The following is a 20,104-nucleotide window of genomic DNA, read 5'->3' on the forward strand; positions in this document are numbered from 1 at the left end:
AGACTATCGCTGCAACCGGCAGATCACACGCAACGGCGCCCCGGCGGCCGCCGTCAGCCCGCGGACGCTCCCTGCTCGGCGGTCGCTGCTGTGCCAGGGGGCCGATCGGCGGACCGCTGCCACAACCGGACGAAGTCGTCGATGGAAAGGGTCTCACCGCGGCGGGCGGGGTCGATGCTGGCGGCCAGCAGCCGGTCCGCCGACTCGTTGCCAGAGCCGGCCCAGCCCACGAACGCATTACGGCATGTCTTGCGCCGCTGCCCGAACGCGATGTCGACCAGTTCGAACACCTGGCGGCGGAAGGCTTCGTCGGTGGGCCACGGCGAGGTCGCGTACCTGTCGATGCGAACCAGGCCGGAGTAGACGCGGGGAATCGGCCAGAAGACGGTCGGCGACACCATGCCGCAACGACGAACCCCACCGAAGAAGCGCACCTTGACGCTGGGCACGCCGTATTCCTTGCCACCCGGCTCGGCGGCCAGCCGCTCGGCGACCTCGGCCTGCACCATGACGGTCACGGTGCGAATGGACTCGAACTCGGCGAGCAGGTGCAACAGCGCCGGAACGGCGACGTTGTAGGGCAGATTCGCGACCACCGCGGTCGGCGGGACGGCGAGCTCGTCGCGGCGCAGGGTCAAGACATCGCGATTGACCACCGTCAGGCGCTGGCTTTCGCTGTTGGAGTGCTCGGTGACGGTTTGCGGCAGCCGTTCGGCCAGTACCGGATCGATTTCGACGGCGGTGACGGAGGAGCCGCGGTCAAGCAATGCCAGGGTCAGCGACCCCAGCCCGGGCCCGACTTCCAGGACGTGGTCAGCCCGGCTCACCCCGGAGGTCGAAACGATCCGGCGCACCGTATTCGCGTCGTGAACGAAGTTTTGGCCGAGGGATTTCCGTGGCCGAAATTCAAGTTCTTTCGCCAGCCGCCTGATCTCGGAACGCCCGAGCAGCCGAACGGTCAGCGTGCACCAGCTCTTCCGCTGCACACTGGCCACGCGCCCCAACCCTGGCGCTCACGGGTCACCTCGGCAACGGTGATCTGCTCTTCACGGGTGGCGAGGTCGGCGCGAGAGGCGAACCGCAAACCGCCGTTGCGCTCCCAGGTGCCCTGGTCGAACTGCACACCGCCGTAATACCCGTTTCCAGTGTTGATCGCCCAGTTTCCGCCCGCCTCGCAGCTCGCGATCGCATCCCAGACGGAACCGTCGCTGACCGGAGGCACCTCGGTGCCGGGTTTGGTGCCGATGCGCACCACCGAGTCGCGGGCGGGCGTGATCACCGTGTTGGCGATCGGCAGCCGGCCCGTCTCGACGCCGTTGACGGTGGCCACTGAGAAGGTGACGTCTTGGGTGCCCGGGCTGCCCGGATCCTCGACGACCTGGCGGCTCATGTTCATGCCCGGATCTTCGATGCGACGGGCGGTGGGCGGGAGCGGGATTCGCTCGGTGACCTGCTGGATCCGGTTACGGGTGACCTGGACTTCCATCCCGTCGACGATCGGCATGCTCGCGGGGGGCGTCACCTGGTCGCTGTCCAGCAGCGGTGCGCCCGCGGCGCTCAACAGGCCGGCGACGTTGGGCGCCGCCAGGTGCACATTGCGGATAGCGCCGGCGTCGTTGATGCGGACGGTCTTGGCGCTGACCACGGGCAGCGCCATTCCGGCCAGCGGAACGCGGCTGCCGCGGTTGGCCGCGGCCGGCGCGGTGTCGGTCATCGAAAGCTGAGCCAGCGCCTCGTCGACTGTGGATGCGGTGGTCCACACCTGCTTGGTGTCGCGGCCGTCCAACGAGATCTGCAGTGGGCGGCTGCGCCGCAACACGATCTTGCCGGCGTCGTGAACCGCGACATCACCCGCGGGATACAAGTCGTCGCGTTCGTCGATGGCAAAGCCGTTCTCTTCGACGACGTCGATCACCCGCGACTTCATGGTGGTCACCTGCATGGCGACCCCGTCGACGGTCAGCGTCACCGTCTTGCACACCGAGACCGCGTATCCACCCGCGAATGCCAGGACTACCAGCAGCCCTCCGACCACGAGCCGCAACATCGGCGAAGGATTCTGATGCAGTTTTGTCAATACACTCAACGCGCGCTACCCAACCCTCAACGACCAACTCATTCAGCAGCAAGTCACAAATTAAGGGCCCGTAGGCCCTACCGTTCGATCACAAGACGGTAACGAACCGGTCAAGGTTGGGCAACTCCAACGCGGCGACTTCAAACCAAATCGCCTGGTCGTTTACCTCACACTGTGACCAATCCGTACACCCGCGCAGCATTGCGAGTTGTCATCTCGGCCAGCTCTTCCGGGCGACGACCGACCAGTTCGGCGATCGCCCGAACAGTATAAGGAAGGCAATAGGGCTCGTTCGCAGTCCCCCGATAGGGGTGCGGCGTCAGGAATGGCGCGTCGGTCTCCACCAGCAGCTGCCCCGGCGGGATCAACGGGATGGCTTCGCGCAGGGCGTGCGCGTTGCGGAAGCTCGCGGTACCGGAGAGGCTCAGCAGCCACCCGGCATCCACGCAGCGGCGGGCCATGGCGACGTCGGACGAAAAGCAGTGAAAGATCACGGCGTCCGGGGCACCCTCGGCCGCCAGCACGTCGAGGACCTCGGCGTCGGCGTCGCGGTTGTGGATCATCAGCGGTTTGCCACATCGCTTCGCCAGGTCGATGTGCCAGGCGAACGCCTCGCGCTGCACGGCCGGCTCGGCGCAGCCGTCCAGACGGCCGGGCCAATACAAGTCCAGGCCGGTTTCGCCGACCGCCACCACCCTGGGATGGGCCACCAGTCGCTCGATTTCGGCTCGGGCGGCGTCGTCGAGCGCGTCGGCGCGGGTCGGGTGCAAGGCCACCGCAGCGTAGACCCGCGGGTCCCACTCGGCGGCGCGCGTGACCCAGCGCGCCGAATCGAGGTCGTCGGCGATGGTGACGACCGCCCGCACCCCTACCGCCGCCGCGCGGTCCACGATCGCCCGCACGCCCTCGGCGTCGGCGGCGCCGCACGCATCCAGGTGGGTGTGCGCGTCGACGAGTGGGCTCAACGGCTCGGGGGCCGGGGGCGGCTGGCGTTTGGAGCTCACGCGCACACAATAAGGTGCCCCCAAATAAGGTTGAGGGCGATGAGGCCCTATTACGTCACCACCGCGATCACCTATCCGAACGGCGATCCACACATCGGGCATGCGTACGAGTACATCGCGACCGACGCGATCGCCCGGTTCAAGCGGCTCGACGGGTTCGATGTGCGGTTTCTGACCGGCACCGACGAACACGGCCTCAAGATGGTCGAAACGGCGGCGGACGAGGGCATCCCGACGGCCGAGCTGGCCCGGCGCAACTCCGATGTGTTCCAGCGGCTGCAGGAGCGGTTGAACATCTCCTTCGACCGCTTCATCCGCACCACCGATCCGGACCACCACGAGGCGTCCAAGGAGATCTGGCGTCGGATGGCGGCGGCCGGTGACATCTACCTGGACACCTACTCGGGGTGGTACTCGGTGCGCGACGAGCGGTTCTTCGTCGAATCGGAGACCAAACTCCGCGACGACGGCACCCGGCTTGCCGTGGAGACCGGCGCCCCGGTGACGTGGACCGAGGAGCAGACCTACTTCTTTCGGCTCTCGGCGTACACCGACAAACTGCTGGCCCACTACGAGGCGCACCCCGAGTTCATCGGACCCGACGTGCGGCGCAACGAGGTGGTCAGCTTCGTCTCGGGCGGCCTGCGCGACCTGTCCATCTCGCGCACCTCGTTCGATTGGGGCGTGCAGGTACCCGAGCATCCCGACCACGTCATGTACGTCTGGGTCGACGCGCTGACCAACTACCTGACCGGGGTCGGCTACCCCGACACCGAATCCGAGCGGTTCCGGCGCTACTGGCCGGCCGACCTACACATGATCGGCAAGGACATCATCCGATTCCACACCGTGTACTGGCCGGCGTTTTTGATGTCGGCCGGAATCGAGCTTCCGCGTAGGGTTTTCGCGCACGGCTTCCTGCTCAACAAGGGCGAGAAGATGAGCAAGTCGGTGGGCAACGTCGTCGACCCGATCAACCTGGTGGACACGTTCGGCGTGGATCAGGTGCGGTATTTCCTGTTGCGGGAAGTTCCCTTCGGGCAGGACGGCAGCTTCAGCGAAGACGCCGTCGTCACCCGGATCAATTCCGACCTGGCCAACGAGTTGGGCAACCTGGCCCAGCGGTCGTTGTCGATGATCGCCAAGAACCTCGACGGGGTCGTTCCCGAGCCCGGTGAGCTAGTTGCCGCCGACTCCGAGTTGCTCGCGGCGGCCGACGGTTTGATGGACCGGGTGCGGGCCCACTTCGACTCCCAGGCGATGCATCTGGCCCTGGAGGCGATCTGGCTGATGCTCGGCGAGGCCAACAAGTATTTCTCAGCGCAGCAACCGTGGGTCCTGCGCAAGAGCGAATCCGCGGCCGACCAGCGACGGTTCCGCACGGTCTTGTACGTCACCTGTGAGGCGCTCCGCATCGCCGCGCTGCTGGCCCAGCCGGTCATGCCGGAGTCGGCCGGCAAGCTGCTCGATCTGCTCGGGCAGGAGCGCGACCAGCGAGCGTTCGCCGCCGTCGGCACGCGCCTGACGCCCGGCACGGCGCTGCCCGCTCCCACGGGCGTGTTCCCCCGCTACCAGCCGGTTTCCGAAGCTGGGTGAGCAGCCGGGAGCAAAGGGTCGTCCGCATCGGTGAAAGCGCCGAGCACAGCCTTCAGAGATAGGCCATAATCGGCCGGTGGACCGACGAGACCACCGGCCACCGAACGAATCGCCGATGGCCGCATTGCAGCGCCTGCCGGCTTTGGTCGCGCTGGAGCAAATCGCGGTTCCCGTGCTGGCGATCGGACATGACGGCAGTGTCCTGTTCGCCAACACCGCCTTTGCCGACATGATGGGCTATCGGCGAGACGAGGCCTTGTCGCTGCGATTCGAAGAGGTCTTCCTCCACGCGCAGGAATCGGATTCGGTGTTGGCGACGGTTCATGCGCTAGCGAATACGGTCGTCGAAATGGCGCACAAAGACGGCTCGGTCGTGCGCGCGATGATGAGCAACTCCGCAACCACGCAAGTGGACGACCAGTTCGCGATTGCGGCGTTTCAGGATCTGACCGAACAGCTCTGGGAAGAGGCCACTAGCCTCCGCCGCGGGTCGAGGCAACAACGCGCGGGATCTAGTTGATTTCCGATTCCGTTGCGGCCTCTTCACGGGAACCCCTGGCCGCGGCGCGGCGTGTTTCTTCGCGGTAGAGGAATTGCTCGAAGTAGGGCAGCGACGCTTTTGAGACAACACCTGGGAGCAGCAAATTCCATATTTGATGCAAGCGTGCGGTGGGATCACCGATGACCTTGCCGACTTTGTCGTGGCTCCATATCGCGTTGGCTACCAATTGCGTTCCGAATATGGCGCCGATGATCGAGGCGCTGAACACGTCGGGGTCGATCTCACTGCGGAGGTCCCCCTCTTTGATAGCGCGCCGCGCCTCGTGTGCCGCCTCCCGAATCAAGTTGGCGTAGAAGCTCGAGGCGGTCGGGTTGAACCCGTCCAAAGCGAGGGCCAATTGCGCAGCCGCGCGGGCCATTCTGTCCGAGCTCAACAGCTCAACGACTGTGAATGTGCCGTGCAACAGGTTCTCCAGCCCAGGCGACGACGACCCACCGACGTTGCGGAAAGCGCTGAGAAGTGTGTAGGACCCTTCCTCAATGATGTTCGCCGCCAACGCTTCCTTCGAATCGAAATGATGATAGAGGGCGCCCTTCGTCATTCCCGTCCGCTCGATGATGGTGTTCCATCCAGCGGCGGCGTACCCCACGTCACCGAAAACTTCGATCGCGGCATCGAGAATTTTTCGGCGAGTGGCTTCAGCCCGAACTTGGCGTGCCATGGTGGCAGTCCGCCGTCACTGCTGCTCGTCGGCATCCGCTGAACTGGTGTCGATGGCCAGCGCGGCTCGCCTCCGGAGAAATTGGCGGAAGTACTCGGTGCGGCCCGCTTGCAGAATCCCGGTCAGCAGCAGCAACCAACACTTTTCCAGGTCCAGCAGGAACCGCGCGGGTTCGTCCAGATTGCTGGTTTTTCGCAGCCCGATGTGCAGCGAAACCATCAAGCGGCCGATGTCCTCCGGGTCGCACGATTGGTCGATGTCGCCCTCGCTCTTGGCCTGCTCGGCGACACCGGCCAGGGCGCTGATCCATTGATCTTGCAACTTCTCCTGCAGCCCATCCGCGAGGCCGACCGACTCCATCAGATTCAGCCCCGACCTGACCTCGTCGGTCTTGATGTCCTTGACGGCGATCAGATACGAGAAGTCGATCAGGGTCTCGAGGCCCGAGCGCCCGCGCGTCATCAGCTCGTGCACGTCGTCGGTGCCCGCCTCGGTCAGGCTTTCGATGATCGCGACTGCCAACGCGTGCTTCGACCTGAAATGGAAATACATCGCGCCTTTGGTGAGTTCGGCCTCACTCAGAATGTCGTCGAGACCTACGGCGTGGTACGGACGGCGGGCGAACTCACGGGATGCGGCCCGCAGGATCTGTTGCCGGGTCGCATCCGCTCGTCCTTCAGTCGAATGAGTCGTCATCGCACTCGCTAGCTCGGGTTCCCCGCGGAGCGGGGTTTGACGCGCATTTCCCGGCGAGATAGCCGCCGGGGGCTCGCATCGGCGGCCGCAACCTCGACAAACGCCTTGCTCACGCAGGGCACAACTACCTCGTTTTCTTCCGAAAGTGGAGCGAACACGCGTCCGTGTCGCTTAAGACATCGAGCTGCCTCCCGAGGTTAGCAGCCACATAACCGACGGTTGACACCTGCGTCAATACCGCAGATTTCCAGCATAGGCGGTCGTCGAACCATCAGAACGTGTCACACGCCGTGGATCGTTAGTTTTGCCCGCTAACGGAGTCACTCGGGATGTCAAGTGTGGCAATCGGGTACAGCCCGGCACCGTCGCGCCCGTCCCGCGCCAGGGCCATCGGTGCGTAGTTCACGACGTGTGAGGCGCCCGGTATGTGCTGTTGCCATTCAACGGAGGCGCGCAGCGTGTAGTGACCGGGCGCCAGGCCCGTCACGTCGACGCGTACCGACTCGGTGGCGGACTCCGCAACCGGCTCCTCGCGTGACGGGCTGGATTCGTCGTGGACCAGGGTCTTGAGATTGACCGTCGCGGGCAGGCTGCGAACCACCGCGCCCGAGAAGTCGACCAGCTTGTAGCCGGGCACCCAGGTCTCGGTGGCCGCCGCCGCGCCGTAGTTGGTCCAGTCGACCGAGATCGTCGCCACCTTGCCCTGGATCGACTGCGAGCCCGGCTTCGCCTCGACCGAATACCGGTAGCCGGCGGAGGTATTGGCCTGGCTCCATAACTGAAACAGCTTGGGGTCCATCGCCGACGCCGCATCGCGGTCCGGGAAATCGGTGCTGGAGGTCATCGATACGTGGTACCGGATGACGTCGTGCAGCCCCTTTTCGTAGTACGACCGCGCATCGGCTCCTTTGGGCAAACGGCACCACTGGCTGATCACCAGCGCCCTCATCAGCCGCTGCCTGATCGCGTTGACGACCGCGTCGTTGGACCGAACGTACTGCGAGTCGTTCGACTCGGCCCATTCCGGCAACGGCGTCTGCACCCCGAGGCAGTCGGCGCGGACGCCGACCGGTGCGGCCAGTTTCTTGGTGACGTCCTCGGCGAACAGCTGGCGGACGATCTCCGGATTCTGCGGAGCAACCACCAGTTGGGTGTGTGGGAAGGCGTTGACGTTGGCCGCTACCAGCTGGGCGATCGAAGCTTTGGTGATGCTCTGGTCGCGAAACTGGCTGTAATAGCCCAGCTTTGCGGTGCTTTCGTCGGGGGTGGGCCCCGCGGTGCCCAGCGAATCCCGCAGATAGGCGAGCTGGTTCTGGCCGAAGTCCCCGTATCCGGAGAACTCGAACACGGATAGCCGCTCGTCGCCGTCATAGCGGCGGCCGAGCGCGGCCAGCAGCTGGCCCACGCCGTTGAGGTAGTCGGGGTCGTTGAAGTTCGGCACCACCTGGGTGACGCCCGGTGCGGAACCGGCCGGCGCCGCGGGATAGCTGGCCGCCGACGGACGCAGCCAGTCCGGGATCGCGATGTTGGTGTTGCCGGCGTAGGAATCGTTGCAGCAGGACTTGTAGACGTACACGCCCAGGGTGAGGCGCATGTTGCGACTGCCGAGCTTGGTCAGCGCGTCATCTATGGCGCTGAAGTCGAACTTGCGGTCGTCGGGCGCGTCGGGGGGCAAGGCGCGGGGATCGACGGGCTGCAGCTGCCGCCACGAGACACGCAGGCTGGCGTCGTACGACGCCGGCCAGGCGGAGTATCGCTGTTGCGCCGAATTACCTTGCGGGAAGAGCGGATTCAGCATTTCCTCATACTGGCCACGCAGCGGGTTGGGTATCTCTTGCGCGGTGGGCGGGATGGCCGGGCTGACCATCGCAGATAGCGGTCCAGGGTCGCTTTTGTCACCGCAACCGCTGAGCGCCGCGGCCGCGCACAGGACAGCGGCCAGCGCGCGCTTCCTCCATGAGCACACCATGGTGGCGTCAGATCGCGCCCGGCGACCACGGGTCGCGGGGGTTGTGCGACTGCACCGGCGCGCCGCCGGGCCCAGTCAAAACGATCGTCGTCGTCAAGGTTGCTTCTCCCAATACACACCGATGCGCGGTAAGTGGCCCCATATTTTCGCGCGTTTCAGTGGTGGGTGAATCCGGCCTGGGGCGGGCCACGAAATTGGCGTAGCGCAGCGTATCATGCGCGTTTCGGCATAGCTTCGCTGCAGCTCAGCGGGGGTGCACGGGCAAGCTGCGCGCAGTGAGACGGGTCACAATTGCGGACTTGGCTGTCACGCTCGGCGGTTCTGCGGTGTCTCAAGGGCACAGGTCCTCACGAAAAGGAGACAGCCATGACCGAGGTGGCCCCCGAAAGAACCCATGTCGTCGTTGTCGGCGCCGGATACGCCGGAACACTGGCGGCCAACCATCTGCGTCAGCGCCCGGACATCGACATCACGGTGGTGAATCCGCGACCGGTCTTCGTCGAGCGAATCCGCTTGCACCAGTTGGTCGCCGACACCGGCGCGGCGACGGCCGATTACGCGACGTTGCTCGGCGAAGGGATCCGGTTGATCGTCGACAGCGTCGATCGGATCGAGACCGCCGGCCGGCGGGTGCTGCTTTCCTCGGGTGCCGAGCTGAGCTACGACTATCTGGTCTACGCCGTGGGAAGCACCGGTGTCACCGCATCGGCGGTGCCGGGCTTCGCCGAATTCGCACATTCGGTCGCTGATCTGGAAAGCGCGCAGCGGCTGCACTACGCGCTCACCGATCTGCCGCTGCCGGCACCCATCACCGTGGTGGGTGGCGGATTGACCGGGATCGAGACCGCGTCCGAGCTGGCCGAGGGTGGCCGCCCGGTGACCCTGGTCTGCGGCCCGGTGCTCGGTCCGTCATTGAGCAAGCGGGGCCGGCGTTCGGTGGCCAAACAACTGCGCGGCCTGGGTGTCAACGTGCTGGAGTCCGTGGCGGTGGCCGAGGTGCGCTGGGATGAGGTGGTGCTCACCGACGGCGTGGTGCTGCCCAGCGCGGCGACCATCTGGACTGCCGGATTCGCCGTGCCGGATCTGGCCACGCGCAGCGGGCTGCACACCGACCCGATGGGCCGGCTGCTCACCGACGAGACGCTCACCAGCATCGACGACGAGCGCATCGTGGCCGCCGGTGACGCCGCCGCGCCGTCGGGTCAGCCGTTGCGGATGAGCTGCCAGGCCGCCGGCCCGTTGGGTGTCCAGGCCGCCAACACGGTGCTCAGCCGCATCGCCGGCGACGTCCCCGCGGCCCTGAGCCAGGCGTTCGTCGGGCAATGCATCAGCCTGGGCCGCACCCACGCGACCGTCCAGTTCTCCCGCGCCGACGACACCCCGGTGAACATGTTCCTCGGCGGCCGGGCGGCGGCTTCGGTCAAGGAGGCGATCTGCAAGGGCACGCTGTGGTCGATCCGGCGCGAGGCCGCCAAGCCCGGTTCGTACTTCTGGATCAAGGGTGGCAAGCGGCCCGCGCAGTCACCGGCCGACGAGGAGGTCGCCGCGCGATGACGCAAGCACCGACCGGCAGCGAGCACGCCGAACGGTTCACCTTGCTGCGGCCACTGCTGTTCACCATCGCCTACGAGATGCTGGGCTCGGCGACCGAGGCCGACGACGTCTTGCAGGACAGCTATTTGCGGTGGGCGGCGGTCGACTTGGCGACGGTGCGCGACACCAAGTCGTACCTGGCCCAGCTGGTCACCCGCCAGGCGCTGAACTCGCTGCGGGCCGGTGCTCGCCGGCGCGAGGACTACGTGGGGCCGTGGCTGCCCGAGCCGCTGCTGCTCGACGAGCAGGACCCCTCGGCCGACGTCGTTTTGGCGGAATCGATTTCGATGGCGATGCTGGTGTTGCTGGAGACGCTGAGTCCCGACGAGCGGGCCGTGTTCGTGCTGCGCGAGGTGTTCGGATTCGACTACGCCGAGATCGCCGAGGCGGTGGGCAGGCCGGCGCCCACCGTCCGGCAGGTCGCGCACCGGGCCCGCGAACACGTGCGGGCCAGGCGGAAGCGATTCGACTCGGTCGACCCGGAACGCAACGCCGAGATCACCGCGCAGTTCCTGGCGACGGCGGCCGGCGGTGACGTGGACGCGCTGATGACTGTGCTCGCCCCCGACGCGACCTGGACGGCCGACAGCGGCGGCGTGGTGAGGGCCGCCCGCCGGCCGGTGGTCGGCGCGCAGAAGGTCGCCCGCGCGATCGCCGGCCTGATGCGCCGGGCCGCGACGATGGGCGCGATGCGGGTGGAGATGGTGACCTGCAACAGCGCCCCGGCGGTGCTGCTCTACCTCGGCGAACAGCTCGAAGGCGTGATCACTCTCGAGATCGCCGAGGACAAGATCACCAACTTCTACGTGATGCGCAACCCGCAGAAGCTGGCCGCCCTGGCCACCGCCCGCGACATCAGCCGCGGCTGAGCGGCACACTGGGTCGGTGCGCATCGACCGGCTCGGCGATCTCGGCGCCGCACCCCAGGTGCTGCGCGCCGTCGGTGACGCCACCACCCGGCTGGGTCTCCCGCCGCCGGCCGCGCTTACCGGCGAGTGGTTCGGCGCCCTGGCGGTGATCGCGCCAAGCCTGTCGGTGCGCCCGGTCCAAGTCGGCGACGTGTTCGCGGTCCCGGCATCGCGGACGTCCGAGCCGCACGCGGTGGGCGGGGGCTGGATCGGTTACCTGTCGTATCCCGACCCCGGCGCCGACGCCCGGCCAAACCGGATTCCCGAAGCCGCCGGCGGCTGGACCGACAGCGTGCTGCGCCGCGACCGCGACGGGCAGTGGTGGTACGAGAGCCTCTCGGGAGCACCGATGCCGGACTGGCTCGCCACCGCGCTGACCACGCCGACGGCTCCGCCGCGCGAGTGCCACATCGACTGGGGCATCGCCGATCGGGCGGCGCATCGCGACGGGGTGCTGGCCTGCCTGGAAGCCATCCGCGCCGGCGAGGTCTACCAGGCGTGCGTGTGCACGCAGTTCACCGGAACGGTCACCGGCAACCCGCTGGACTTCTTCATCGACGGCGTCGCGCGCACCTCCCCGGCACGGGCGGCCTACGTCACCGGCGCCTGGGGTGCGGTGGCGTCGCTGTCGCCGGAGCTTTTCCTGCGGCGGCGCGGCACGATCGTCACGTCCAGCCCGATCAAGGGCACCTTGCCGCTGGACGCCTGGCCGTCGGCGCTGCGGGCGTCGGCAAAAGAGGTCGCGGAGAACATCATGATCGTCGACCTGGTGCGCAACGACCTCGGCCGGGTCGCGATCGTCGGAACGGTGACCGTGCCAGAGTTGTTGGTGGTGCGGCGCGCCCCGGGGGTGTGGCACCTGGTGTCTACCGTGTCCGCGCAGGTCCCCACCGAACTGCCGACGTCGGCGCTGCTGGACGCCGCGTTCCCGCCGGCCTCGGTCACCGGGACGCCCAAACACCGTGCCCGTCAACTGCTTTCGCAGTGGGAGCCGAATCGTCGTGGAATATACTGCGGCACAATCGGTTTGGCCTCGCCGGTGGCCGGTTGCGAATTAAGCGTCGCGATCCGCACCGTCGAATTCGACGCCGCGGGCGGCGCGGTGCTCGGTGTCGGCGGCGGGATCACCGCCGACTCCGACCCGGACGCCGAGTGGGCCGAATGCCTGCACAAGGCGTCCCCCATCGTCGGGCTGCCGTCCATCGCCGCCGGCTGACCGAGCGGCTAGTCCTGATGGTGGCGGCCCGCTACGCCCGGCTTCGCCGCGCTTGCGACCGCCGCTAGTCGCGTCGTGACCGCAGCACGGCGTCGTAAAGCTGGCGCGAACGCGCCCCCGGATGGGCGACCGCCACCTGGCCGCAGGCGTCCTTGACGCGAACGCCGTCGGCCACCAACTCCTCGACCTCGGCGACCAGCGACGCCAGGTCGGCGCTCGGGGTGGCCCCGGCCAGCACCACGGTGATCTCACCCAGCACACCGTCGGCCGCCCACGCCGACAGTTCGTCGAGCGATCCCCGGACCACCTCCTCGTGCACCTTGGTCAGCTCCCGGCAGATCGCCGCCCGGCGTTCGCCGCCGAGCCGCTCGACCGCGTCGCGCAGACAGGCGGACAACCGGCGCGGCGATTCGAAGAACACACAGGTGCGCCGCTCGTCGGCCAGCGAATCCAGCCAGGTCCGCCGCGCCGCCTTCTTGCGTGGCGCGAATCCCTCGAAGCAGAACTTCTCGGCCGGCAGACCGGACAGGGCCAGCGCGGTCGTCACCGCCGACGGCCCGGGCAGGCATCCCACCGGCAGGCCGGCCTCGACGCAGGCCGTCACCAGCCGGTAGCCGGGATCGCTGATCAGCGGCATCCCGGCGTCGCTGACCACCAGCACCGTCGCGCCCGCGCGGATCGCCTCGATCACGGACTGTGCCCGGGTGCTCTCGACCTGATCGAACATGCTGATCACCCGACCGGCGATTCGCACGTCGAGGGACTTGGCCAGCGTGCGCACCCGGCGGGTGTCCTCGGCGGCCACCACATCGGCTCGGGCCAGGGCGTCCAGCAAGCGGGGTGAGGCATCCGACGGCTGGCCCAGGGGGGTCGCGCCCAGCAACAGGCGGCCGGTGGTCATGACCGACAGCCTACGATCGACACCGATGACTGCCCCGCCCCGCGAATCCCCCTTGCACACCGAGGGTGCCGACGCGGAGCGCGCCGTGCCCGTCGTCAGCCCCGGACCGCTGGTGCCGGTGGCCGATTTCGGGCCGACCGATCAGATCCGCGGGTGGGTGGTGACCGGGGTGATCACGCTGGTGGCGGCGGTGACCCGGTTCCTGAACTTGGGCTCGCCCACCGATGGCGGCACCCCGGTCTTCGACGAAAAGCACTACGCGCCGCAGGCCTGGCAGGTGCTGCACAACCACGGCGTGGAAGACAACCCGGGCTTCGGCCTGGTCGTCCACCCGCCGGTCGGCAAGCAGCTGATCGCCCTCGGCGAGGCGATCTTCGGCTACAGCGGGGTCGGCTGGCGGTTCACCGGCGCACTGCTCGGCGTCGTGATGGTGGCGCTGGTGATGCGGATCGTCCGGCGGATCAGCCGCTCGACGCTGATCGGTGCGATCGCCGGCGTGCTGGTGATCTGCGACGGCGTCAGCTTCGTCGCCTCGCGGACCGCCCTGCTCGACGGCATCCTCACGTTCTTCGTGGTCGCCGCCTTCGGCGCGCTGATCGTCGACCGCGACCAGGTTCGGCAGCGGATGCACATCGCGCTGGCCGAGGGCCGCAACGCCGAGACGGTGTGGGGTCCGCGGCTGGGTGTGCGGTGGTGGCGCTTTGGCGCCGGGATCCTCCTCGGCTTGGCATGCGGCACAAAGTGGTCCGGCCTGTACTTCGTGTTGTTCTTCGGTGCCATGTCGCTGGCCTTCGACGTGGCCGCGCGGCGTCAGTACCAGGTGACCCGGCCGTGGCTGGGGACCTTGCGCCGCGACCTGGTTCCGACCGCATACGCGCTGGGCGTCATGCCGGTGCTGGTGTACCTGGCCAGCTATGCGCCGTGGTTCGCCTCCGAGACCGCGATCGACCGGCACGAGGTGGGCCAGACGATCGGCGACCATGCGATTGTTCCGATGCCCGACGCCATCCGATCGCTGTGGCATTACACGGCCAAGGCGTTCCAATTCCACGCGGGCTTAACGAATTCCGCGGGCAACTACCACCCGTGGGAATCGAAACCGTGGAGTTGGCCGATGTCGTTGCGGCCGGTGCTCTACGCCATCGACGAGCAGAACGTCGCCGGGTGCGGCGCGCAATCGTGCGTCAAGGCCGAGATGCTGGTGGGCACCCCGGCGATGTGGTGGCTGGCCGTGCCGGTGTTGGTTTTCGCGTTGTGGCGCATGCTGGTACGCCGCGACTGGCGTTACGCCGCGGTGCTGGTCGGTTACTGCGCGGGCTGGCTGCCCTGGTTCGCCGACATCGACCGGCAGATGTACTTCTTCTACGCCGCGACCATGGCGCCGTTCTTGGTGATGGCGATCGCGCTCATTTGCGGCGACATTCTCTACACCCCCGGCGCCCCGCCCCGGCGGCTGCGACTGCAGCCGAATTCCGAGCGACGCACGCTTGGGCTGATCGCCGTGTGCTGTTACGTGGCGCTGGTGGTCACCAACTTCGCGTGGCTGTTCCCGGTGCTCACCGGTCTGCCGATTTCGCAGCAGACCTGGAATATGGAGATCTGGTTGCCCAGCTGGCGCTAGTTTTCGCCGCCGAGATTGCCGTGAGGGCTGCGCTTCGCGCCTTGTCCACAGCCATGGCGGCAATGTGGACGCGACAGCGGCGCCGACCATCATGATGAGCGCGTGGCGAGGGTCTTCCTCGGGACCGAGGCGGTAGCGCGCGGCGGGCTGACCCGGGGCCGATTGCGTTGGAACTACCGGCGGATTCATCAAGACGTCTACCTGCCGAAAGGCGCCTCGAGATCCTTGCGGGACAACATCGTCGGGGCGTGGTTATGGTCAGGCCGCCGGGGAATCGTCGCGGGCCGCGCGGCGGCGGCGCTCCATGGGGACAAGTGGGTCGACGAATCCACACCGATAGAGATCACCGGGCCGTTCAACCATCCTCCGCCCGGAATCATCGTTCGCCGTGAACGAATCGGCGCCGACGAGATCGTTGACCTGGGCGGGCTACCTGTCACCAGCCTGGCGCGTACGGCGTTCGATCTGGGCCGGCACCTACCGCGGGGATCAGCAGTCGCTCATCTCGACGCGTTGTCCGCCGCGACGGGTGTCACCGCGGCCGAAGTGACTCCGTTGATCATCACCCACAAAGGAGCCAGAGGAGTGCGCCGGTGCCGAACGCCCTTGGCACTCATGGACGGCGGCGCGCAATCACCCAAAGAAAGCTGGCTGCGACTCGTCCTCATAGACGCGGGACTCCCCGCGCCTGCCACGCAGATTCGGGTCACCGACGGACGTGTGGTGGCTTACCTGGATATGGGGTGGGAAGCGCCGATGGTGGCGGTCGAGTACGACGGCGAGCAACATCGCACCGATCGAAGACAGTACGTCAAAGACATCCGGCGAGCCGAGATGGTTGGCCGACTTGGCTGGAACGTGATCAGGGTGATCAACGAGGACCGTCCGAACCTCATCGTCCAACGTGCGCGCGAAGCGTTGGCCCGCCGTTCGTCGTCGAGATTGCCATGACGGCTGCGGTTCACGCGCGAATCGCGACCGTGGCGGCAATCTCGACGCGTCTAGGGCAGCAGGTCGCGGGCGACGGGGCAGGACATGCACCGGGGTCCGCCGCGGCCGGTACCCAGTTCGGAGCCGGCGATGGTGAGCACCTCGATGCCGGCGTCCTGCAGGCGAATGTTGGTCTGCAGATTGCGTTCGTAGGCGATTACCACGCCGGGCGCCAACGCCAGCGTGTTATTGCCGTCGTCCCACTGCTCGCGTTCGGCGACAACGGGATCCAGGCCCGTGTCGATGACGCGGAGCTGGTCGATCTCCATCGCCTTGGCCGCTGCCTCCAGGAAGGGGGCCACGTCGCTGATGGCGACCCCGTCCGGCGTGCGCTGAATCGTGAAGGCGGACAACGAGTCGACGATGTTCGCGTACATCACCACCGTATCGGTGTCGACCATGGTGCACACCGTGTCCAGGTGCATCTGGGCGCGCCGCTGCGCGATCGGCACCGCGAGCACCGTGTTCGCGAGGTCGTCGTCAAACAGGCTGCGCGCCAACGCTTCAGCGCCGGCGGGAGTGGTCCGCTCCCCGACCCCGACCGCGACCACCCCGGGCGCCAGCAGCAACACGTCACCGCCCTCGACGGGGGCGGTGCGCGACTCGTAGGCGCGTCGCACGCCGGTGAATCGGGGGTGGTGGGCGTAGATCAGATCGGTCAGCGACGCCTCGCGGGTGCGGGCTCGCAGCGCCAGCGTCGGGATGACCACCCGTTGGCCGATCCAGATCGACGAGTCGCGGGTGAACACCAGGTTGGGCAGCGGATCGATGACGAAGTCGCCGCCGTGATGCATGCGCAGCACCAGTGAGACGTCGGTCCGGGTGTCGGAGGGCAACTCGTTGAACGTCATGCCGGCCATCAGCACCTGAGCCAGCCGGGCCGGCTCGAGCCCCCGCAGGTATGCCGAAAGTTCTTGCGCCAAGGGCACTCCGAGTCGTCGCGCGTCGACGGCGGCCGCGACGCCCTGCATCCGGGCGGCTCCGCTGTGCGTCAGCGCCTCGGTGAGCAGGTCCGACAACAGCAGCACCTCGACGCCGCGGGACCGCAGCAGATCGGCGAACTGGTCGTGCTCGTCTTGCGCGCGGGCGACCCAGGGCAGGCCGTCGAACAGCAGCTGGTCGAGGTTGCGCGGATTCAGGCGGAGCAGTTCGGCGCCGGGGCGGTGCAGGATGACCACGCGCAACGCGCCGACCTCGGAATTGGTGCCCAGCTCGACAACACCCACAGCTCAACCGTAGCGGCGCCCCGCCTTGCCGTCCCGCCACACACGCCCGTCGCGCGCCACCCGCCATCGAACGGATGTGCGATAAACTCACTTCCGTGGAGATCGCGGTCCAAGGCTCCCTGTTCCAGCACACCGAGCGCAGACAACTCGGCGACGGCGCGTTCATCGAGATCCGTGCCGGCTGGCTCACCGATGCCGATGACCTGCTGGACGCCCTGCTGTCGACGGTGCCGTGGCGCGAGGAGCGCCGCCAGATGTACGACCGCGTCGTCGACGTGCCGCGGCTGGTGAGCTTTCACGACCTTGCCGTCGACGAGCCCCCGCATCCGGAACTGGCCCGGCTGCGGCGCCGGCTCAACGACATCTACGCCGGGGAGCTCGGTGAGCCGTTCACGACGGTCGGGTTGTGTTGCTACCGCGACGGTTCGGACAGCGTGGCCTGGCACGGCGACACCATCGGCCGCAGCAGTTCCGAGGACACCATGGTGGCGATCGTCAGCCTGGGCGCCACCCGCTCTTTCGCGATGCGCCGCCGCGGCGGCGGGCCGTCGCTGCGGCTGCCGCAGGCGCACGGCGATCTGCTGGTGATGGGCGGATCGTGCCAACGCACCTGGGAACACGCCGTGCCCAAGACGACGGCATCGGTCGGCCCCCGGGTGAGCATCCAGTTCCGCCCGCGCGGCGTGCGGTAAACAGTCAGGCGCGCACCGCGGACACGGCTTTGACGAGTAGGTCGCGCGCCCGCTGGGTGTCCACCGGGGCGACCGGCTGATCGGGGACCACCAGCGGGTTGGCGATGACGATCACCTGGTAGTCGCCGAATGCGGCCGAATAGTCATACAACTCGCCGGTGCGCGGGCCACCCGAAGTCAGCGCCTGCATGACGCGATGCACGCCCAGCGTGCGGGTGCTCTCGATCTGCGGCACCTCCACCACCTGGACACCGCCCCGCAGCTGCGGTCCGGTGAAGGTCACCTTGGCGCAGTCCTTCCCAGGATCGTTGAGCGGCAACGCTTTTGAGGTCTCGAGCGCGATCACCACGAACCGATTGCCGCGACCCTCGGCGGTGACCGCGGACATGTTGCCCTGCAGGTCCGCCGGCATGTCCGGCCCGGCCGCGACTTTCGCGCAGTTCGCGGGGTCGAACGTCAACCCGTCCGGCAGTTTGCGACCGGCCAACAGCTTGGGATCGATTCCCCGTTCGCTGATGTCGCTGACCTTGTACTCGGGTCCGAAGCTGGACTTCACGTCGACGACCTTGTTGATGTCGACCTTCGCCGGGTGAGTGGCCGATGAGCAGCCGGCCAGGACGCAGACAGCTACGACCGCGGGCAAGATCTTGGACATCGTCGCCAATCTACCCAAGCGAAGAGCTCAACTGCGCAACGTGGACACCGTTTTGGCGAGCAGATCCGCGGCGAATTGCGGCGGCAGCATCGGCAGCGCCGAGCCCGGATCGGTGGTGAGCGTGGTAAATGCGTAGTAGTTGCCCAGGTACGCGGTGAATGTGTAGATGCGCGAATCTATTTCGATACCCGACTCGACGGATGACTTGACGTCGGCCACCATTCCGACGGTGTCCACACCATCGACGTGCGGGGCGTCGGTGAGGTGCACGTGGGCCACGGTCTGCCCGGCGGTCTCCGACCACTGCGCACACGTGGTAACCAGGTCCTCGGGCAGATCGACCGGTCCCGGCAAAGCCACCACCACGGCGTCGACGATGCCGCCGCTGCCCGATCCCGAGACGCCCTGCGCCGACTGGTCGCGCCCGTTCCCCGGGTCGGCCAGCGTCCCGCACACTGCCGGCTTGGCCTGCAGGCCGTCCCCGAGGCTCCACATCACCCGGGGTGAGGCGGCACTGGGGATTGCGGTGTTCACCTCATAGCCGTGCGGCAGGTCGCGAACGACCCGTTTGATGTTCGCGGGGTTGACGGTAACGACGCTCGCCGGAACGGATTTCGTGGGACCGGCCGCCGGAGCGCGTGCCGGTGAGTGACCGCACGCCGCGATCGCCGACGTGAGCACCCCGATTAGCGCCGGACCGATCCAGAACGGCCGCATGAGGAGTTGATAGCACAGGACATCGCCAAACCGTCTCCCCCGCGCCAGCGCGGGTCTCAGCCAACCGCCGCGATGACCTGCCGGGCGACACGCTTGATCTGCTCGGCCTCCTCACGCCGCAGGTGGCGGGGGGCCGGCACGTCGATCACGGTGGTGATGACGCCGACGTCTTCGCGCTGCCAGACGGCTCCGTGGCGGTCCATGATCGCGCGCATCGGCCCGTTGTCGGAAAGCATTCGCGCGGAGAACCTTTCGACGCCGTCGACCTCGGCGGCGATGGACAGCGCGCTCATCAAGAAGGTGCCGATGCCACGGCCCTGATAGGCATCGGCGACGGTGAAGGCGATCTCGGCGACGGTCGGGTCACTCTCGTCGCGCACGAAACGCGCGTCGGCCACCGGGTCGCTGCCGTCGGTGACCACCCACACGAAGTGATCGACGTAGTCGACCTCCGATAGGTAATGCATCAAAGCGGGAGTCGGAAGTCGCGGGGTCATGAACCGCCGATAGAGCGTGTCGCTGGAGAAGTAAACGTGTCCGTGCACGGTGCGCTCGCTGTCGCCGGGGAGCACCGGCCGCAGCAACAGGAGCGTGCCGTCGCGCACGCGAATCGGGATCGGCGTGATGAACGCGGCGAGCCGCTGACGCACGGTGCGCAGCAGCCGCGGCGTGATGCCGGGGATGTGCACCATGCTGGCGAACGCCCTGGTGTCACCGATCCAGCCGGTCAACGGTTCGGCGGTGGTCACCGTCGCGGTCCGGGGAATGTCACGCAGCAGGGCGATCTCGCCGACAATCATGCCCGGGGAGGCATGCTCGACGATCGTTACGCCGTCGTCACCGACGTGTTTGATCTCGGCGGTGCCCGACGAGATCAGCAGAAACGAGACCGCCTGCTCTCCCTGCCGCATCAGCACCTGGCCGGCCGGGGCGCGCAGCGGTTGCAGGCGGCCCGCCAACGGCGCCAGGTCTTCGGCGGGACATCCCGTGAAGATGTCCATCGTCGCCAGCTCGTCCACC

Annotated in this window: 19 protein-coding genes; 8 read left to right on the forward strand and 11 right to left on the reverse strand. The window is 67.5% G+C overall.

Annotation, left to right across the window (positions count from 1 at the left end):
• Positions 1 to 53: 53 nt before the first annotated feature.
• The 3 genes from rsmA to AC5Y30_RS12240 all read right to left on the reverse strand — a co-directional run bounded on the left by rsmA (position 54) and on the right by AC5Y30_RS12240 (position 3,087).
• A complete protein-coding gene (gene rsmA, locus AC5Y30_RS12230; protein ID WP_499918425.1) occupies positions 54 to 995 on the reverse strand; it encodes a 16S rRNA (adenine(1518)-N(6)/adenine(1519)-N(6))-dimethyltransferase RsmA in 942 nt (313 codons plus the stop codon).
• Entirely contained in the window at positions 959 to 2,086 is a 1,128-nt protein-coding gene (locus AC5Y30_RS12235) for a resuscitation-promoting factor (RefSeq protein WP_499918426.1), read from the reverse strand. The genes rsmA and AC5Y30_RS12235 overlap by 37 nt, the downstream gene beginning before the upstream one ends.
• Positions 2,087 to 2,244: 158 nt before the next feature.
• Entirely contained in the window at positions 2,245 to 3,087 is an 843-nt protein-coding gene (locus AC5Y30_RS12240; RefSeq protein ID WP_499918427.1) for a TatD family hydrolase, read from the reverse strand.
• Positions 3,088 to 3,120: 33 nt separating this feature from the next.
• Here AC5Y30_RS12240 and metG point away from each other — a divergent pair, with 33 nt between their 5' ends.
• Positions 3,121 to 4,677, forward strand: a complete 1,557-nt coding sequence (gene metG / locus AC5Y30_RS12245) for a methionine--tRNA ligase (RefSeq protein ID WP_499918428.1) — start codon at positions 3,121 to 3,123, stop codon at positions 4,675 to 4,677.
• Positions 4,678 to 4,792: 115 nt separating this feature from the next.
• Positions 4,793 to 5,197 (forward strand): PAS domain S-box protein, encoded by a 405-nt coding sequence (locus tag AC5Y30_RS12250; RefSeq protein WP_499918429.1) that lies wholly within the window; start codon positions 4,793 to 4,795, stop codon positions 5,195 to 5,197.
• Here the strand turns inward: AC5Y30_RS12250 and AC5Y30_RS12255 are convergent.
• The 3 genes from AC5Y30_RS12255 to AC5Y30_RS12265 all read right to left on the reverse strand — a co-directional run bounded on the left by AC5Y30_RS12255 (position 5,190) and on the right by AC5Y30_RS12265 (position 8,565).
• A complete protein-coding gene (locus tag AC5Y30_RS12255; RefSeq protein WP_499918430.1) occupies positions 5,190 to 5,900 on the reverse strand; it encodes a TetR family transcriptional regulator in 711 nt (236 codons plus the stop codon). The genes AC5Y30_RS12250 and AC5Y30_RS12255 overlap by 8 nt on opposite strands.
• Before the next feature lie 15 nt (positions 5,901 to 5,915).
• The gene (locus tag AC5Y30_RS12260) at positions 5,916 to 6,596 is read right to left on the reverse strand and encodes a TetR family transcriptional regulator (protein ID WP_499918431.1); all 681 of its coding nucleotides are present in this window, start codon (positions 6,594 to 6,596) and stop codon (positions 5,916 to 5,918) included.
• 298 nt (positions 6,597 to 6,894) lie between these two features.
• Positions 6,895 to 8,565, reverse strand: coding sequence for a hypothetical protein (locus tag AC5Y30_RS12265; RefSeq protein ID WP_499918432.1), 1,671 nt, complete (start codon positions 8,563 to 8,565; stop codon positions 6,895 to 6,897).
• Between the two features lie 366 nt (positions 8,566 to 8,931).
• On the opposite strand from AC5Y30_RS12265, the gene AC5Y30_RS12270 reads away from it, so the two are divergent.
• The 3 genes from AC5Y30_RS12270 to AC5Y30_RS12280 are packed head-to-tail and all read left to right on the forward strand — an operon-like array spanning position 8,932 to position 12,282.
• Positions 8,932 to 10,119: an NAD(P)/FAD-dependent oxidoreductase gene (locus AC5Y30_RS12270; RefSeq protein ID WP_499918433.1), complete on the forward strand. Its 1,188-nt coding sequence runs from the start codon at positions 8,932 to 8,934 to the stop codon at positions 10,117 to 10,119.
• Positions 10,116 to 11,027: an RNA polymerase sigma-70 factor gene (locus AC5Y30_RS12275; RefSeq protein WP_499918434.1), complete on the forward strand. Its 912-nt coding sequence runs from the start codon at positions 10,116 to 10,118 to the stop codon at positions 11,025 to 11,027. Before AC5Y30_RS12270 ends, AC5Y30_RS12275 begins: the two co-directional genes overlap by 4 nt.
• Before the next feature lie 16 nt (positions 11,028 to 11,043).
• A complete protein-coding gene (locus AC5Y30_RS12280) occupies positions 11,044 to 12,282 on the forward strand; it encodes an aminodeoxychorismate synthase component I (RefSeq protein ID WP_499918435.1) in 1,239 nt (412 codons plus the stop codon).
• A 64-nt stretch (positions 12,283 to 12,346) separates the two neighbouring features.
• Here AC5Y30_RS12280 and rsmI read toward each other — a convergent pair whose 3' ends face one another.
• A complete protein-coding gene (gene rsmI / locus AC5Y30_RS12285; protein ID WP_499918436.1) occupies positions 12,347 to 13,183 on the reverse strand; it encodes a 16S rRNA (cytidine(1402)-2'-O)-methyltransferase in 837 nt (278 codons plus the stop codon).
• A gap of 25 nt (positions 13,184 to 13,208) precedes the next feature.
• Here rsmI and AC5Y30_RS12290 point away from each other — a divergent pair, with 25 nt between their 5' ends.
• Together AC5Y30_RS12290 and AC5Y30_RS12295 are read left to right on the forward strand one after the other, a co-directional pair.
• Positions 13,209 to 14,804, forward strand: coding sequence for a dolichyl-phosphate-mannose--protein mannosyltransferase (locus AC5Y30_RS12290; RefSeq protein ID WP_499918437.1), 1,596 nt, complete (start codon positions 13,209 to 13,211; stop codon positions 14,802 to 14,804).
• Positions 14,805 to 14,906: 102 nt separating this feature from the next.
• The gene (locus AC5Y30_RS12295) at positions 14,907 to 15,755 is read left to right on the forward strand and encodes a DUF559 domain-containing protein (RefSeq protein WP_499918438.1); all 849 of its coding nucleotides are present in this window, start codon (positions 14,907 to 14,909) and stop codon (positions 15,753 to 15,755) included.
• A gap of 50 nt (positions 15,756 to 15,805) precedes the next feature.
• On the opposite strand, the gene arcA is transcribed toward AC5Y30_RS12295, so the two are convergent.
• On the reverse strand, positions 15,806 to 17,020 hold the full coding sequence (arcA, locus tag AC5Y30_RS12300) for an arginine deiminase (protein ID WP_499918439.1): 1,215 nt from the start codon (positions 17,018 to 17,020) through the stop codon (positions 15,806 to 15,808).
• A 95-nt stretch (positions 17,021 to 17,115) separates the two neighbouring features.
• On the opposite strand from arcA, the gene AC5Y30_RS12305 reads away from it, so the two are divergent.
• Positions 17,116 to 17,712: an alpha-ketoglutarate-dependent dioxygenase AlkB gene (locus tag AC5Y30_RS12305; RefSeq protein WP_197694692.1), complete on the forward strand. Its 597-nt coding sequence runs from the start codon at positions 17,116 to 17,118 to the stop codon at positions 17,710 to 17,712.
• A 4-nt stretch (positions 17,713 to 17,716) separates the two neighbouring features.
• On the opposite strand, the gene AC5Y30_RS12310 is transcribed toward AC5Y30_RS12305, so the two are convergent.
• From AC5Y30_RS12310 to pat, 3 genes are read right to left on the reverse strand one after another with little or no spacing between them, the layout of a single operon-like run.
• Positions 17,717 to 18,367 (reverse strand): DUF5642 family protein, encoded by a 651-nt coding sequence (locus AC5Y30_RS12310; protein WP_499918440.1) that lies wholly within the window; start codon positions 18,365 to 18,367, stop codon positions 17,717 to 17,719.
• Positions 18,368 to 18,394: 27 nt separating this feature from the next.
• On the reverse strand, positions 18,395 to 19,084 hold the full coding sequence (locus AC5Y30_RS12315) for a DUF5642 family protein (RefSeq protein ID WP_499918441.1): 690 nt from the start codon (positions 19,082 to 19,084) through the stop codon (positions 18,395 to 18,397).
• A 56-nt stretch (positions 19,085 to 19,140) separates the two neighbouring features.
• The gene (gene pat / locus AC5Y30_RS12320; RefSeq protein WP_499919001.1) at positions 19,141 to 20,085 is read right to left on the reverse strand and encodes an acetyltransferase Pat; all 945 of its coding nucleotides are present in this window, start codon (positions 20,083 to 20,085) and stop codon (positions 19,141 to 19,143) included.
• Between the last annotated feature and the right edge of the window lie 19 nt (positions 20,086 to 20,104).

The organism is Mycobacterium sp. NGS27 (assembly GCF_059813005.1).

Coding starts and splice junctions, on each gene's coding strand:
- AC5Y30_RS12315 (WP_499918441.1), bottom strand. CDS start 19,084: ATGCGGCCGTTCTGGATCGGTCCGGCGCTAATCGGGGTGCTCACGTCG.
- AC5Y30_RS12265 (WP_499918432.1), bottom strand. CDS start 8,565: ATGGTGTGCTCATGGAGGAAGCGCGCGCTGGCCGCTGTCCTGTGCGCG.
- metG (WP_499918428.1), top strand. CDS start 3,121: ATGAGGCCCTATTACGTCACCACCGCGATCACCTATCCGAACGGCGAT.
- AC5Y30_RS12250 (WP_499918429.1), top strand. CDS start 4,793: ATGGCCGCATTGCAGCGCCTGCCGGCTTTGGTCGCGCTGGAGCAAATC.
- AC5Y30_RS12275 (WP_499918434.1), top strand. CDS start 10,116: ATGACGCAAGCACCGACCGGCAGCGAGCACGCCGAACGGTTCACCTTG.
- AC5Y30_RS12255 (WP_499918430.1), bottom strand. CDS start 5,900: ATGGCACGCCAAGTTCGGGCTGAAGCCACTCGCCGAAAAATTCTCGAT.
- AC5Y30_RS12290 (WP_499918437.1), top strand. CDS start 13,209: ATGACTGCCCCGCCCCGCGAATCCCCCTTGCACACCGAGGGTGCCGAC.
- AC5Y30_RS12260 (WP_499918431.1), bottom strand. CDS start 6,596: ATGACGACTCATTCGACTGAAGGACGAGCGGATGCGACCCGGCAACAG.
- pat (WP_499919001.1), bottom strand. CDS start 20,085: ATGGACATCTTCACGGGATGTCCCGCCGAAGACCTGGCGCCGTTGGCG.
- AC5Y30_RS12310 (WP_499918440.1), bottom strand. CDS start 18,367: ATGTCCAAGATCTTGCCCGCGGTCGTAGCTGTCTGCGTCCTGGCCGGC.
- AC5Y30_RS12270 (WP_499918433.1), top strand. CDS start 8,932: ATGACCGAGGTGGCCCCCGAAAGAACCCATGTCGTCGTTGTCGGCGCC.
- rsmI (WP_499918436.1), bottom strand. CDS start 13,183: ATGACCACCGGCCGCCTGTTGCTGGGCGCGACCCCCCTGGGCCAGCCG.